Consider the following 13363-nt stretch of genomic DNA (forward strand, 5'->3'; position numbering starts at 1 on the left):
GGGCGACCGGACTAGCCCAGAGCCTGCTTGAGGTCCGCGAGGAGGTCGTCGACCGCCTCGATGCCGACCGACAGGCGCACCAGGTCGGCCGGGACCTCCAGGGCCGAGCCCGCCACGGAGGCGTGCGTCATGCGGCCGGGGTGCTCGATGAGGGACTCCACGCCGCCGAGGGACTCGCCCAGCGTGAACAGGCGGGCCCGGTTGCAGACCTCCACGGCCGCCTCCTCGCCGCCCTCGACCTGGAACGACACCATGCCGCCGAAGGCCTTCATCTGCTTGGCGGCGATCTCGTGGCCGGGGTGCGAGTCGAGGCCCGGGTAGAAGACGTTGGTCACGCGCGCGTGGCTGGTCAGCATCTCGGCGACGCGGGTCGCGTTCTCGCTGTGCCGGTCCATGCGGACGGCGAGCGTCTTGACGCCGCGCAGCACCAGCCAGGAGTCGAAGGGCCCGGCGACCGCGCCCATCGCGTTCTGGTGGTACGCGAGCTCCTCGCCCAGGGCGTCGTCGTTGACGATCAGGGCGCCGCCCACGACGTCCGAGTGGCCGCCCATGTACTTCGTCATCGAGTGCACGACGACGTCGGCGCCGAGGGCGAGCGGCTGCTGGAGGTAGGGGCTGGCGAAGGTGTTGTCGACGACCAGGCGGGCGCCCGCCTCGTGGGCGATCCGCGCGACCGCGGCGATGTCCGTGATGCCGAGCAGCGGGTTGGACGGCGTCTCGACCCAGACGGCCTTCGTCTTGGGGGTGAGGGCCGCTCGTACGGACGCCGGGTCCGAGGTGTCCGCGACGGACCACTCCACGCCCCACCGCGCGACGACCTTCGCGAAGAGGCGGAACGTACCGCCGTACGCGTCGTTGGGGATGACCACGTGGTCACCGGGGGCGAGCAGCGTACGCAGCAGGCAGTCCTCGGCGGCGAGGCCGGAGGCGAAGGCGAGGCCGCGGCGGCCGCCCTCCAGGGCGGCGAGGTTCTCCTCGAGCGCCGTGCGGGTCGGGTTGGCGCTGCGGCTGTACTCGTAGCCGCCGCGCAGGCCGCCGACTCCGTCCTGCTTGTACGTGGACACCTGGTAGATGGGCGGGACGACGGCGCCCGTGAGCGGGTCGGCGGTGTTGCCCGCGTGGATGGCTACGGTCTCGAAGCTCTGGCTGCTGTGCGAGTCACTCATGCGGCCTGAGCGTAGTGCGAGGCGGCGCCGCGGGCCGGGCGGGGCGGCCGCCACGAGCCGTTTGGCCTGCGCGGACGGTCAGGTTGGCCAATTGTCACAGGCGTCTGGTTCGCTTGGAGGCATGGAGATTCTCTGGGTCCTGATGGCAGTGGTCATGATCGGGGCGGTCCTCGGGCCGGTCCTGCTGCGCAGGCGCGCCGGAATCCGCCAGGTGCACCCGGGCGCCCCGGACGCCGCGGACCCGGCGAACTACGGCTTCGCGCGCCAGGAGGACCTGGACATCCGCATGCCGGGCCCGGACGCGGACCTGGTCGAGGTGCTCGACCTGGTGCAGCGCACCCAGGACTGGCGCGGCGCCTCCCAGCTCCTCGCCGGGACGGAGGTGCACGGCGAGCAGCGCTGGCAGCGCGTGCAGGCCTTCGCGGGCGCCGCGTCCCTGGAGCTGCAGCGGCGGCCCGGCGGGGTCAGCGACACCCCGGGCGGCCAGTGGCTGCGGGTGTGGCGCGCGGAGGCCGAGAAGGACGCGGGCGGCGCGGCCGTGCACGCGGAGTTCCTGGTGCAGCAGGCCTGGCGCACGTCGACACCCGGGACGGACGAGTTCCGCATCATCCTGGAGGAGGCCAAGGCGGCCTGCGGCCAGGCGGCGCTGCTCTCCCCCGGCGACCCGATCCCGTACATCATCGAGCTGTCCATCGCCCGCGGACTCGCCTATCCGCGCGCGGAGTTCGAGCAGCTGTGGCTGAAGATCCTGGACCGCGCGCCGGCGCACATGGGCGCGCACCTGGCGGCGCTGCACTACTGGTGCGAGAAGTGGCACGGCTCCCGTGCGGAGGCCTTCTCCTTCGCCGAGGCGGCCGCCGCCCGCGCGCCCCGCGGCTCGCTGCTCTCCGCGCTCCCCCTCTTCGCGGTGTACGAGCACCTGCCCGAGGTCAACATGGTGCGGGGTTTCTACCAGAGCGAGGTCGTGACCAAGGCCGTCGAGGGCGCCCAGTTCGCGGTGCACTCGGCCCGGCCCGACGACCCGATGCTGGCCCACGTCCGGCACCTCCTGGTCTTCTTCCTGGTCCGCGGCGAGCGCTGGGGCGAGGCGATGCACCAGCTGGTGCTCGTCGACGGCCATGTGGGGGCGCTGCCCTGGACGCTGTCCGGGGATCCTGCGGCGGACTACGCGGTGTACCGCGCCCTCGCGGTCGCGGGCTATGAGGCGAATGGGGGGAGTCCTGCGACGCTGCGGCACTAGCGCTTCGCTGGGGTTCCCCGCTAGGCCGTCGGTCGTCCGCTGGTCCGTCGTAGCTGGTCGCGCCCGCGCGGCGGAGCCGCAGATGAGCACAGCCCCGCGCCCCTTCGGGGCGCTCTCCGTGCCGCGGCGGCATGTGGTCCGGCCCAGGAATTCTCGGCCGCCCCCAGGCGTTGAGCATCATGCCGACACCTGCTCCAGGAGGAACCGATGATCTTCGGCCGCACCCCCGTGCTCCCGACTCCCGAGGAGGCCCTGAAGGGCCGCGAGACCCCCGAGTTCGAGGTCCCCTCCCGGCACACCGTCCTCGGCACCGCCCTCCAGGGTCCCTATCCCGACGGCCTGGAGGTGGCGGACTTCGCGCTCGGCTGCTTCTGGGGCGCGGAGCGCAAGTTCTGGCAGACCCCCGGCGTGTGGACGACCCTGGTCGGCTACCAGGGCGGATACACGAAGAACCCGTCCTACGACGAGGTCTGCTCCGGCCTGACCGGCCACGCCGAAGTGGTCCGCGTCGTCTTCGACCCCGCCAAGGTCACCTACGCCGAGCTCCTGAAGGTCTTCTGGGAGTCGCACAACCCGACGCAGGGCTTCCGCCAGGGCAATGACGTGGGCACGCAGTACCGCTCGGCGGTCTACACCCACTCCCCCGTCCAGGAGGAGACGGCCGCCGCGTCCCGCGAGGCCTATCAGCAGGTCCTCACGGCCGCGGGCCTCGGTGAGATCACCACGACGGTGCTGCCCGCCGAAGACCGCCCCTTCTGGCCCGCCGAGCCCTACCACCAGCAGTACCTGGACAAGAACCCCGACGGGTACTGCGGCATCGGCGGCACCGGCGTCGAGCTGGCCAGCCCCTCCGAGACGAACTGGGGCCGGGCCTGCCCCACGGGCATCGCCCCCGCGCCGGAAGCCGCGCGGTAGGTCATGCCCTTCGCCCACGCCGCCGACGGCACCGCGCTCGCGTACGAGGTACGGGGCTCCGGTGAGCCGCTGGTCCTGCTGAGCGGCCAGTCCAACAACCGGCACTGGTGGGACCCGGTCGTGGCGGACTTCGCCGCCGCGTTCACCGTCGTCACGCCGGACTGGCGCGGGACCGGCGAGAGCGACCGGCCGGACACGGACTCGTACAGCACGCGCGGGTTCGCCGACGACGTCGTGGCCGTCCTCGATGACGCCGGGATCGAGCGGGCCCACGTGTACGGCACGTCGATGGGCGGGCGGGTCGCGCAGTGGCTCGCCGCCGACTGGCCGGACCGCGTGGACCGGCTCGTCCTGGGGTGCACCTCACCGGGGGCGCCGCACGGCGTGGAGCGCGGGCCCGAGGTCCGGCGCGCGCTCACGCAGCCGGACCAGGAGGCGGCGGCGCGCGCCCTGCGGGAGCTGATGTACACGCCCGCGTGGCTGGCCGCGCAGGAGGCGGCGGGGCGCACGGAGTTCCCCACGCTCGGGGATCCGTCGATGCCCGCGCACGCCCGGCGGCGTCATCTGCGGGCCAGCGCCCGCCACGACGCGTGGGACGCGCTGCTCCGGATCAAGGCGCCGACGCTCGTGGTGCACGGCGCCGACGACGCCTTCAACCCGGCGGCCAACGCCCCGCTGCTCGCGGAGCGGATCGCGGACGCCCGGACGCGGCTCGTCCCGGGCGCCCGGCACGCCTACTTCGAGGAGCTCGCGGACGTGGCGACGCCCCTGGTCCTCGCGTTCCTGCGCGGGGAGTGACGCGCGCTGTGCCTCGGGGCTCCCCTCACGCGTCCCCGGATCCGTACGGCCTGGTGATGATCTCCAGCTTGTGGCCGTTGGGGTCGTCCCAGTAGAGCCCGCGGCCGCCGTCGTTCGTGTTGATCGCGTTCTCCCGCGTGTGGTGCGGGTCCGCCCAGTAGGTGAGGCCCCGCTCCTTGATGCGGCCGAAGATCTCGTCGAACTCCGTCTCCGAGACCATGAACGCGTAGTGCTGCGGCACGAACGGTTCGCCGTCGCCCTCGTAGTAGTCGAGCGTGACGCCGTTGGGGATCTCCACGGGGATGAACGGGCCGTACTGGGGGCCGACTTGGAGACCCAGGATGTCGGCGAGGAACTGGGCGGATGCCTTGGTGTCCTCGGCGTGGACGATGGTGTGGTTCAGCGCGATGCTCATCGTGCGGACCTCCTCCGGAGCCCGGCCGGGCCGCCCCGGTCCCGGCTCTCTCTCGTCTGTCGTGCTGACACCTGGAACGCTACGGCTGGGCTGCCCGCCGGGGCATCCGTCACCGGCCCGGCCGTCGCTGCGCCATGCGTCCTAGTCCCCCGGGACCAGAGGGCCCTCGCGGGGCGCCCCGCTGCGTCCATTAGCGCGCTCCGCGCGCGGGCGCCCCTTCCCGAACTGGGGGCTCCGCCCCCAGACCCCCGCTCCTCAAACGCCGGAGGGGCTGGATTTCCAGCCCGTCCGGCATCAGATCGTCGCGGCGTCGATGACGAAGCGGTAGCGGACGTCGCTCCCGAGGATCCGCTCGTAGGCCTCGTTGATCTGGTCGGCGGTGATCAGCTCGATCTCCGCGCCCAGGCCGTGTGCGGCGCAGAAGTCCAGCATCTCCTGGGTCTCGGCGATGCCGCCGATGGCGGAGCCCGCGAGGGTCTTGCGCTGGAGCATCAGCGAGAAGACGTTGAGGGACACGGGCTCCTCGGGGGCGCCCACGTTCACCAGGGCGCCGTCGGTCTTCAGCAGGCCCAGGTACTTGTCGAAGGGCAGCGGCGCCGACACCGTGGAGACGATCAGGTCGAAGGAGCCCGCGAGCTGCTCGAACGTGGCGTCGTCGCTGGTGGCGTAGTAGTGGGCGGCACCCAGGCGCAGCCCGTCGTCCTTCTTGCGCAGGGTCTGCGAGAGGACGGTCACCTCCGCGCCCATCGCGTGCGCGATCTTCACGGCCATGTGGCCGAGGCCGCCGAGCCCGACGACCGCGACCTTCTTGCCGGGGCCCGCGTTCCAGTGCGCGAGCGGGGAGTACGTGGTGATGCCCGCGCACAGCAGCGGCGCGGCCACGTCCAGGGACAGGCCGTCGGGGATGCGCAGCGTGAAGGCCTCGTCGACGACGATCTGCCGGGAGTAGCCGCCGTAGGTGGGCTCGCCGTTCTTGTCGAGCGCGTTGTACGTCTGGATGTTGCCCTTGGCGCAGTACTGCTCCAGGCCCGCCCGGCAGGCGTCGCACGCGCGGCAGGAGTCGACCATGCAGCCGACGCCGACGCGGTCGCCCACCGCGAACTTGGTGACGCCGGGGCCGACCTCGGCGACGATGCCCGCGATCTCGTGGCCCGGCACCATCGGGAAGATGCCCTCGCCCCAGCCGTCACGGGCCTGGTGGATGTCGGAGTGACAGATTCCGGCGTACTTGATGTCGATCAGCACGTCGTGCTCGCCGACGGGGCGGCGCGGCACGGTGGTGCGCTCCAGGGGCGCGGAGGCCGCGGGGGCGGCGTAGGCCGGGACCTGGTGGGCACCGGTGGTGGGGGTGGTGGTCTGCGGAACTGTCTGTGCGGTCATGCCACTGAGCCTGGCAGCGGCGCTGCCGGTCACCCAGACCTCCGCTGTGCCTACGCACGGTGTGCGTACCACTGCTGGTATCAGGCTCAGGAGCGTACGCACAGCCGGGCGCCGGAATACTGGTAGGCATGGACGTGAACGCCGCCCCCGAGGGCCTGGACCGCCGGGCCGAGCTGAGCGAGTTCCTGCGCACCCGCAGGGCGCGCCTGCGGCCCCAGGACGTCGGCCTGCCCAGCTACGGCAGGCACCGGCGGGTCCCGGGCCTGCGCCGCGAGGAGCTGGCGCAGCTCGCGGGCGTCTCGGTGGCGTACTACACGCGCCTGGAGCAGGGCAACGGCCGCAATGTGTCGGCCGAGGTCCTCGACTCCATCGCCCGCGCCCTGCGGCTCAGCAGCGCGGAGCACGCGCACCTCACGCACCTCGCGAAGCCCACGGCGCACAAGAAGAAGCGCGTCGCGCGGACGCAGGCGCTGCGGCCCGCGGTGCAGCAGCTGCTCGACGCGATGGACACCGTCCCGGCGTACGTGGGCGGGCGCCGCTCCGACATCCTCGGCTGGAACCGCATGGCCGTCGCCGTGTTCGGCGACTGGGGCGCGCTGCCGCGCGAGCAGCGGAACTGGGCCCGGCTCGTCTTCCTCGACCCGGGCATGCGCGAGCTGTTCGCGGACACGTGGGACCAGAAGGCGTCCGACATGGTCAGCTTCCTGCGGATGGACGCGGGCTGCTATCCGAACGACCCGCAGCTGTCGGCGCTCGTCGGGGAGCTCTCCGTGAAGAGCGATACGTTCCGGCGGCTGTGGGCGGCGCACGACGTGCGGGAGAAGGGGCACGGGGTCAAGCAGCTGCGGCATCCGCTGGTCGGCGGGCTGACGCTGTCGTACGAGACGATGCGGCTCGCCGACGACACGGAGCAGTCCCTGATCACCTACCACGCCGAGCCCGGCTCCCCCTCCGCCGAGGCCCTCCGCCTCCTGGCCAGCTGGAACGCGGAGTCCCCGGCGGGGGTTCGCTGACGGTGTTCCCGGCGCCGCGCGCCTCGTCCTCAAACGCCGGACCGGCTTGATTCACCGCGTTCCGGTACGTCAAGGGCGGCCGCGCCCCAGTCCCAGAGGGCCTGGAGCACCGGACCCAGCTCCCTGCCGTGCGGGGTGAGCCGATAGGTGACGGTGGGCGGCCAGCCGGGCGTCCGCGTGCGCCGGACCACACCGGCGGCGGTGAGCTGCGCCAGCCGCTCCGCAAGCACCTTGTCGGACAACTCCGGTAGCGCGGCGGCCAGTTCGCTATACGCGTACACGTCAACCGCGAGCAGCTCCCGCACCACGAGCGTGGTCCAGCGGCCCCGCAGCGCCGCGAGCGTGACCTCCACGGGGCAGTCGGGGCTCGGCGCCACCACCCGGGCGCGCGGGTCGTCGGGGAGCCCGGGCCGCCCCTCGCGCACGCCCTGACCTGCCTGACTTACCGTTCGGTGAGCCACGAGGGCGCCTCCTACCGTGCTGTGCATGACCGAACCGAGCACCCCCATCCTGCCTCCGACGCCCCTGCCGACGCGGGCCGAGGACGTCCCCGCCGCGTTCGCCGCGCGGTTCAACAGCGGTGATCCGGAAGCGGTCCGCGCGCTGTACGAGCCGCGTGCCGCGTTCGTACCGGAGTCCGGCGTACCGGTGCACGGGGACGCCGCGATCGCCGCGCAGAACGCCCCGTTCCTGGCCCTCGGCCTGCCCATCTCCGTGCGCACCCGGCAGGTGCACATCGCTGGTGACGGCGACATCGCACTGCTCGTCGTGGACTGGGAGATCGGCGGCGAGGTGCGCGCGACGGCCACGGACGTGGCACGACGCGGCGCCGACGGATACTGGCGATATGTGATCGACAGTCCGTTCGGCGCCGCGCCCCGAAGCGACTAACTCACGTGCCTCACGTACTCAGGCGACCGACTCACTTGCCGTAGTACGCGTTGTAGATCGACAGCGTCGACTTGTTGCCCTTCTTGTCGCTGATCTTGGCGTGGAAGGAGATGCCCTTGCCCGCGGCCGGGTTCTTCACCGAGATCTTGCCGTGCTTGACCTCGACGGGCTTCCAGTTGCGGCCGTAGTCGTAACTGACCCAGACGGTCAGGGACTTGAGGTTCGCCCCGGCGGCCGCGCCCTGCACGGTCACCGGCACGGACTGCCTCTTGTCCGCGGGCACCCGGCTGTCGAGCCCGACGGCCGCGTTGAAGCGCACGCCGGAGACGGGCAGCTTGGTGACGGCCGTGGTCTTCTTCGAGCGGAACGAGTAGCTCGCGTCGATCCGCGTGGAGGCCGCGGCCACGGCCACGCTGCGCTTGACCGAGGTCGACAGCTGGTACTGCGCGTCGCCCGCGGGCACCTTGAAGGCCTCGCCGGTCAGCGGGTCGGTGTTCTCACCGAGCTGCGTGCCGTTGTGCTTCAGGGTGGTCTTCACGGACGTGTACCGGGAGCTGCCCGCGTGCGTCTGGCCGTCGGCGAACAGCGGCAGGAAGCCGGAGATCTCGTTGCCCTTGCGGAAGACGCCGAAGTCGCCGCCGATCCGCGGCCCGAAGACGGCCGTGTTGAACTTCTTCTCGTACGTCTTGCCCGCCGTGAAGGTCTGCGGGGCGCCGAGCGAGTACGAGGCGTCGGAGACCGGGGCGCCGTCGTCGCCCGGGGCCCCCAGCTGCTCGAACTCCAGGGTCCACTTGACCTTGTCGATCGCGGAGACGTACAGGGTGCGCGTGCCCGGGGCCTTCTGCGGCACGCCGAGCGCGACGCTCAGATCGCTGCCCGGCAGATAGCCGAAGGCGGCGACCGTGGCCTTCTTCCCGCTGGACGCGGCGCCGAGGCCGACCTTCACCGTGGCGAGGTCGGACTCCTTGTAGTGCTTGGTGTAGCCGGTGGCGAACTGCTTGACCTTGCCGCCCGACACGACGTCGTACTCGGTCTTCTCGCCCTTGGTCCAGCGCGCGTCCCAGCTCTGCCGCAGCGAGCCGTCGGTGACGGCCGGGCCGAGGTGCGCGGTGCGGAAGCCCGCGTAGGAGTCGAGGAACCAGCCCGAGGCGAAGTCGGCGGCGTCGGTCGTGATGCCGTAGAGCGGCAGCGCCAGCTCGGGCTTGGCGTCGGCGGCGGGCACCGTCACGTCGACGGGCTTCGCCGTGCGCGCGTCCACGGTCACCGTGGTGTCCTTGGTGACGTTCAGCTTCGGCTGGACGACCCAGTCGATGCCCTTGGTGGCGTCCTGCGGGTCGACGAAGACGCTGGCGTCCAGGGCGTAACCGCCCTTGGGCACGCGGACCTTGGCCGTGCCGGACGGGTCGTAGACCTCGAAGTCCTGCTGGGCGGCGAGCCCGGAGAGGCCGAAGAGGGACGAGCCGTAGGCCGTGGCGGCCCCGCCGTCGCGGCCGATGTGCTTCACCGTCACGTCGTACGACTCGACCTCGCGGTTCACCGCGGCGGCCGTGCGCACGGACTGGCCGCCGCCGCTCGCGGTCACGTACGCGGAGTACGCGCCATCGAGGGTGCCGCCCAGCTTGGTGTCGCTGGTCAGGTCGACCGAGGCGGTGCCGCCCGCGGGGACGGTGACCTTCTTGGCGCCGAGCTTGTAGAAGCCGGAGGGCGCCGGGTTGCCCTTGGGGTCGGCCGTGGTGAGGGCCAGGTCGAGGGTGACCGCTGCGCTGCCGAGGTTGCGGTACGTGACCTTCTTGGTGACCGGCTTGTCGTCGGTGTGCGGCCACGCCTGGGTGCCGAAGCTCACCGACACCGGGTCGGCGATCACGGACTGCTTGATGGCGTTGTCGACGGCGATCCGGCCTGAACCCTGCTGGAACGGCGTGTACTTGCCGGGCTTGGTGGACGCGGTGAGCGCGCCCTTCAGCTCGGCGTACTTCCAGTTCGGGTGCTGCTGCTTGAGCAGCGCGGCGGCGCCCGCGGCGTGCGGCGTCGCCATCGAGGTGCCGGAGATCGTCAGATAGCCCTCCGGCTTCTGCCCGACCTCCTTCTCGATCTCGCTGCCCGGGGCCGCGGCGGCGGTGATGTCCACGCCCGGCGCCGTCACGTCGGGCTTGATCGCGCCGTCGCCGACGCGCGGGCCCTGGCTGGAGAACTCCGCCAGCTTGTCCTTGTCGTCGACCGCGCCGACCGTCAGGGCCGCGTCCGCGCTGCCCGGCGAGCCGACCGAGGCGGGCGCCCCGTCGTTGCCCGCGGCGATCGCGAAGAGGATGCCCTTGTCCTCGGAGACCTTGTTGACGGCGGCCTCCAGCGGGTCCACGCCGGGCGTGTCGCCGCCGCCGAGGCTCAGGTTCACCACGTCGGCGCCCTCGGCGGCCGCCCACTCGATGCCCGCGATGATCCCGGAGTCGTCGCCGGAGCCCTCGTCGCCGAGGACCTTGCCGTTCAGGACCTTCGCGCCCGGGGCGACGCCCTTGTAGGCGCTGTTCTTCGTGCCGGTGCCCGCGGCGATGGAGGCGACATGCGTGCCGTGGCCGACGCGGTCCTTGGCGTCGGGCGACGGGGTGAAGTTCTTCGCCCCGACGACCTGTTCCTTGAGGTCGGGGTGGGTGGCGTCGACACCAGTGTCCAGGACGGCGATCTTCACGCCCTTGCCGTCGTACCCGGCCTGCCAGGCCTTGGGGGCGCCGATCTGCTTGACGCTCTTGTCGAGGCTCGCCCTGCGGGTGCCGTCGAGCCAGACGCGGCTGATGCCGGACGCGGTGGTGCGGGCCGCGCCGCGCTCCGCGGTGAGCGCGTCCCAGAGCTTCGCGGCGTCGCGCTTCGGGGTCTGCACGGCGTCGGCGTTGAGCGTCTTCAGGGAGCGGCGGAGCTTGGTGCCGCCCGCGTCCCGGACCTCGGCCTTGGCCGCGGCGGCCGCGCCCTTGTAGGCGACGATGACCTTCAGGCCCTGCTTCTGGGACGCGCGGCTGCTCTTCTTGCTCAGCTCGGTGATGTCGAAGAGCCGCTGGTCGAGCTTGCCGTCGGCTATCAGGCGCTGGGCGTCGGCCGGTACGACGAGGGTGTGGCCGTCCGCGCGGGTGGTCCGCACGGGTATGTGCGCCCGCCCCTTCCCGGGGGCGAACCCGGTGACGCGCCCCTTGGTGTCCACCGTCACGCGGTCCCCCGTGAGGAGCGTGACGTGGTGTTTCACCGGTGTCTTGACGCGATCGTGCTCAGGTGCGGCGGAGCCGGAGCCCGCCTGGGCCGGGCTGGTCATGCCCGCGGCCAGCGCTACGGCCGCCGCGGCCGCGATGGTGGCCGCGCCCGCGCGACGCGCGGTGACCGGTCGTCTCGCTTTCTTCACTTGTCTGAGCAAGTTTCCCCCTCAAAGGTGAAAGCTCTGAGTCACGCAGTATGTCGAGGAGGACGATATCCGTTCAACTATGAGACAGAAGTGAATAGTTGAGCTTGTTGGCCGGTTCAACATGGTGCCGCAACGCCACGGACACGGAGCGCGGGCCCCGGCGCCGCCGCCACGACCCGCCGCCGCACGCGCGACGGGCCCGTCCCCAGACGCGCGACGGGCCCGCACCCCGGGCGGGGTGCGGGCCCGTGCGGACGGCCCGGAGGCGGTGGGTCAGAGGGCGGAGCCCGCCTTCCACTGCGCCCAGCTCATGTTCCAGCCGTTCAGGCCGTTGTCCGGGGCGATCGTCTTGTCGCCGGTGTTGCGGACGTCGACGACGTCACCGGTGATCGTGTTCTCGAAGAACCAGGAGCCCGGGGTCGACTTGTCGCCCGCGCCCTTCGCGTCCTGCAGGCCGATGCAGCCGTGGCTGGTGTTCACATTGCCGAAGATCGACCGCGAGCCCCAGTAGTTGCCGTGGATGAAGGTGCCGGAGCTGGACAGGCGCATGGCGTGCGGCACGTCCTTGATGTCGTACTCGCCCTTGCCGTCGCTGTCCGTGAAGCCCACGGTCGCGCCGTTCATCCGGGTCTCCTTGAACTTCTCGGAGACCACCATCTTGCCGTTGTACGTCTTGTTGTCGGGCGACCCGGCGGAGATCGGGATGGTCTTGACGACCTTCCCGTCGCGCGTGATCTTCATCTGCTTGGTCTTGACGTCCACGACGGAGACCTGATTGCGCCCGATCTTGAACTGGACCGTCTTCTGCTGGACGCCGAACACCCCGTCGGCGCCCTCGACGCCGTCCAGGGCCAGCTTCAGCGTGACGGTGGTGTGGGCCTTCCAGTAGTCCTGGGGGCGGAAGTCCAGGCGCTGGTTGCCGAACCAGTGGCCGACGATCTCCTGGCCGGAGGTCGAGGTCACCTTGACCCCGCTCTGCACGGCCTTCCTGTTGGTGATCGGCTTGTCGAAGTTGATCGACACCGGCATGCCCACGCCGACCGTGGAGCCGTCCTCGGGGGTGAAGCTGCCGATGAAGCTGTTGGCCTTCGACACGGTCGTGAAGGACGAGTTCTCGTGCGCCTTGCGGCCCTCGGAGTCCGCGGCGGTCGCGGTGATCTTGTACGTCGTGGCCCGCTCCAGCTGGGTGCTGGGCTTCCAGGTCTTCTTGTCCGCGGATATCCGCCCGGCGACCGCGGCGCCGCCCTCGGCCTTCATCACGACGTTCGTGAGCGTGCCCTCGCTCACGGTGACCTTGGCGTCCTTGTTGATGCTCGCGTTGTCGGAGCCGTTCTTCGGCGCGATCGCGATCTTGGCCGCCGAGGTCTTCTCCGCCGCCGCCTCGTCGACCTGGCTCTGCGACTCCTTGCCGCCGGAGCCCTTCTTGTCGCCGTCGTCACCGCTACAGGCGGAGAGCACGAGCACCCCGCCGACCAGGGCGGACACGGCCACCAGACCTCTGCGCCGCTTACTGTCCGTCATTACACGCATCTCCATCGTTGCCGAATCCACACAAGACCCAGGGGGTCCCGTAATCCCGCTTCACGCCTAACGCAGTTCCCGGTGCTCCGCGTTCCATTTCCACCCTAGATGTGGGGAACGCCACGCCGGGCGGGACGGCCGGGACCGCCGTGCGCTCAGGAGACGACGGAGCCCCGGGCGGCGGTCGCCGTCCGGGGCTCCGTCCCGCTTTCCGGTACTGACCGGTGCGCGGTGCCGCGGGTGAGCCCTAGGGCTCCTCGCCGTCCTCGGCGTCATCATGCTCGTCCGGGTCCCAGTCCGGCGAATCGGGGTCGTAGTCGATCACTTCGCTGCTCCAGGACGCCTGGGTCAGCTCGATGCCGGGCAGCTCCTTGACCAGGTCGAAGGGGTCCACGAGATAGGCGAGCGCCTCGGCGTCGTCCTCCTTGACGGTGGACTCGGCGTGCGTGCGCTCGTCGTCGGGCAGGTGGGGGTCGTCCACGACGCGCTTCAGGGCGGCGGCGGTCAGGTCGCCGGACCCGTCCACCTCGACGATCAATTCGGCACGCAGCCGTACAAAGCGTGATGTTTCGTTCACGTTCATGGGAGGGAGGGTACGGCCCGTGCCCGGCTCGGCTTCCGCACGACCCGCGCCTTTCATTA

12 protein-coding genes are annotated in these 13363 nt (G+C 71.4%); 5 read left to right on the plus strand and 7 right to left on the minus strand.

The window, feature by feature from the left end:
• Window positions 1-11 precede the first annotated feature (11 nt).
• Window positions 12-1166: a cystathionine gamma-synthase gene (locus tag ACIG3E_RS01280; protein WP_399609781.1), complete on the minus strand. Its 1155-nt coding sequence runs from the start codon at window positions 1164-1166 to the stop codon at window positions 12-14.
• A gap of 121 nt (window positions 1167-1287) precedes the next feature.
• Between ACIG3E_RS01280 and ACIG3E_RS01285 the strand changes: the two genes are divergently transcribed.
• The 3 genes from ACIG3E_RS01285 to ACIG3E_RS01295 all read left to right on the plus strand — a co-directional run bounded on the left by ACIG3E_RS01285 (window position 1288) and on the right by ACIG3E_RS01295 (window position 4119).
• The gene (locus ACIG3E_RS01285; protein WP_399609783.1) at window positions 1288-2406 is read left to right on the plus strand and encodes a hypothetical protein; all 1119 of its coding nucleotides are present in this window, start codon (window positions 1288-1290) and stop codon (window positions 2404-2406) included.
• Between the two features lie 207 nt (window positions 2407-2613).
• Window positions 2614-3321, plus strand: coding sequence for a peptide-methionine (S)-S-oxide reductase MsrA (gene msrA / locus ACIG3E_RS01290; protein WP_399609785.1), 708 nt, complete (start codon window positions 2614-2616; stop codon window positions 3319-3321).
• Between the two features lie 3 nt (window positions 3322-3324).
• A complete protein-coding gene (locus ACIG3E_RS01295) occupies window positions 3325-4119 on the plus strand; it encodes an alpha/beta fold hydrolase (protein ID WP_399609787.1) in 795 nt (264 codons plus the stop codon).
• A 25-nt stretch (window positions 4120-4144) separates the two neighbouring features.
• On the opposite strand, the gene ACIG3E_RS01300 is transcribed toward ACIG3E_RS01295, so the two are convergent.
• Both ACIG3E_RS01300 and ACIG3E_RS01305 read right to left on the minus strand, forming a co-directional pair.
• A complete protein-coding gene (locus tag ACIG3E_RS01300; protein ID WP_399609789.1) occupies window positions 4145-4534 on the minus strand; it encodes a VOC family protein in 390 nt (129 codons plus the stop codon).
• Window positions 4535-4828: 294 nt separating this feature from the next.
• Entirely contained in the window at window positions 4829-5914 is a 1086-nt protein-coding gene (locus tag ACIG3E_RS01305; protein WP_399609791.1) for an NAD(P)-dependent alcohol dehydrogenase, read from the minus strand.
• 128 nt (window positions 5915-6042) lie between these two features.
• Between ACIG3E_RS01305 and ACIG3E_RS01310 the strand changes: the two genes are divergently transcribed.
• Window positions 6043-6927 carry a helix-turn-helix domain-containing protein gene (locus ACIG3E_RS01310; RefSeq protein ID WP_399609793.1) on the plus strand — a complete coding sequence of 295 codons (885 nt, stop codon included), beginning with the start codon at window positions 6043-6045 and terminating at the stop codon, window positions 6925-6927.
• 29 nt (window positions 6928-6956) lie between these two features.
• Here the strand turns inward: ACIG3E_RS01310 and ACIG3E_RS01315 are convergent, their stop codons facing one another.
• On the minus strand, window positions 6957-7388 hold the full coding sequence (locus tag ACIG3E_RS01315; protein WP_399609795.1) for a winged helix-turn-helix transcriptional regulator: 432 nt from the start codon (window positions 7386-7388) through the stop codon (window positions 6957-6959).
• Window positions 7389-7413: 25 nt separating this feature from the next.
• Between ACIG3E_RS01315 and ACIG3E_RS01320 the strand changes: the two genes are divergently transcribed.
• Window positions 7414-7818 (plus strand): YybH family protein, encoded by a 405-nt coding sequence (locus tag ACIG3E_RS01320; RefSeq protein ID WP_399609797.1) that lies wholly within the window; start codon window positions 7414-7416, stop codon window positions 7816-7818.
• Window positions 7819-7849: 31 nt separating this feature from the next.
• On the opposite strand, the gene ACIG3E_RS01325 is transcribed toward ACIG3E_RS01320, so the two are convergent.
• From ACIG3E_RS01325 to ACIG3E_RS01335, 3 genes are all read right to left on the minus strand, one after another.
• A complete protein-coding gene (locus tag ACIG3E_RS01325) occupies window positions 7850-11200 on the minus strand; it encodes a S8 family peptidase (RefSeq protein WP_399609799.1) in 3351 nt (1116 codons plus the stop codon).
• 273 nt (window positions 11201-11473) lie between these two features.
• The gene (locus tag ACIG3E_RS01330) at window positions 11474-12721 is read right to left on the minus strand and encodes an Ig-like domain-containing protein (protein ID WP_399609801.1); all 1248 of its coding nucleotides are present in this window, start codon (window positions 12719-12721) and stop codon (window positions 11474-11476) included.
• 247 nt (window positions 12722-12968) lie between these two features.
• Complete coding sequence (locus tag ACIG3E_RS01335) at window positions 12969-13304, minus strand: hypothetical protein (RefSeq protein WP_399609803.1); 336 nt, start codon at window positions 13302-13304, stop codon at window positions 12969-12971.
• Window positions 13305-13363 lie beyond the last annotated feature (59 nt).

Source organism: Streptomyces sp. NPDC053474 (assembly GCF_044544845.1).
GTDB lineage: Bacteria > Actinomycetota > Actinomycetes > Streptomycetales > Streptomycetaceae > Streptomyces.

Coding starts and splice junctions, on each gene's coding strand:
- ACIG3E_RS01280 (WP_399609781.1), bottom strand. CDS start 1,166: ATGAGTGACTCGCACAGCAGCCAGAGCTTCGAGACCGTAGCCATCCAC.
- ACIG3E_RS01285 (WP_399609783.1), top strand. CDS start 1,288: ATGGAGATTCTCTGGGTCCTGATGGCAGTGGTCATGATCGGGGCGGTC.
- msrA (WP_399609785.1), top strand. CDS start 2,614: ATGATCTTCGGCCGCACCCCCGTGCTCCCGACTCCCGAGGAGGCCCTG.
- ACIG3E_RS01295 (WP_399609787.1), top strand. CDS start 3,325: ATGCCCTTCGCCCACGCCGCCGACGGCACCGCGCTCGCGTACGAGGTA.
- ACIG3E_RS01300 (WP_399609789.1), bottom strand. CDS start 4,534: ATGAGCATCGCGCTGAACCACACCATCGTCCACGCCGAGGACACCAAG.
- ACIG3E_RS01305 (WP_399609791.1), bottom strand. CDS start 5,914: ATGACCGCACAGACAGTTCCGCAGACCACCACCCCCACCACCGGTGCC.
- ACIG3E_RS01310 (WP_399609793.1), top strand. CDS start 6,043: ATGGACGTGAACGCCGCCCCCGAGGGCCTGGACCGCCGGGCCGAGCTG.
- ACIG3E_RS01320 (WP_399609797.1), top strand. CDS start 7,414: ATGACCGAACCGAGCACCCCCATCCTGCCTCCGACGCCCCTGCCGACG.
- ACIG3E_RS01330 (WP_399609801.1), bottom strand. CDS start 12,721: ATGACGGACAGTAAGCGGCGCAGAGGTCTGGTGGCCGTGTCCGCCCTG.
- ACIG3E_RS01335 (WP_399609803.1), bottom strand. CDS start 13,304: ATGAACGTGAACGAAACATCACGCTTTGTACGGCTGCGTGCCGAATTG.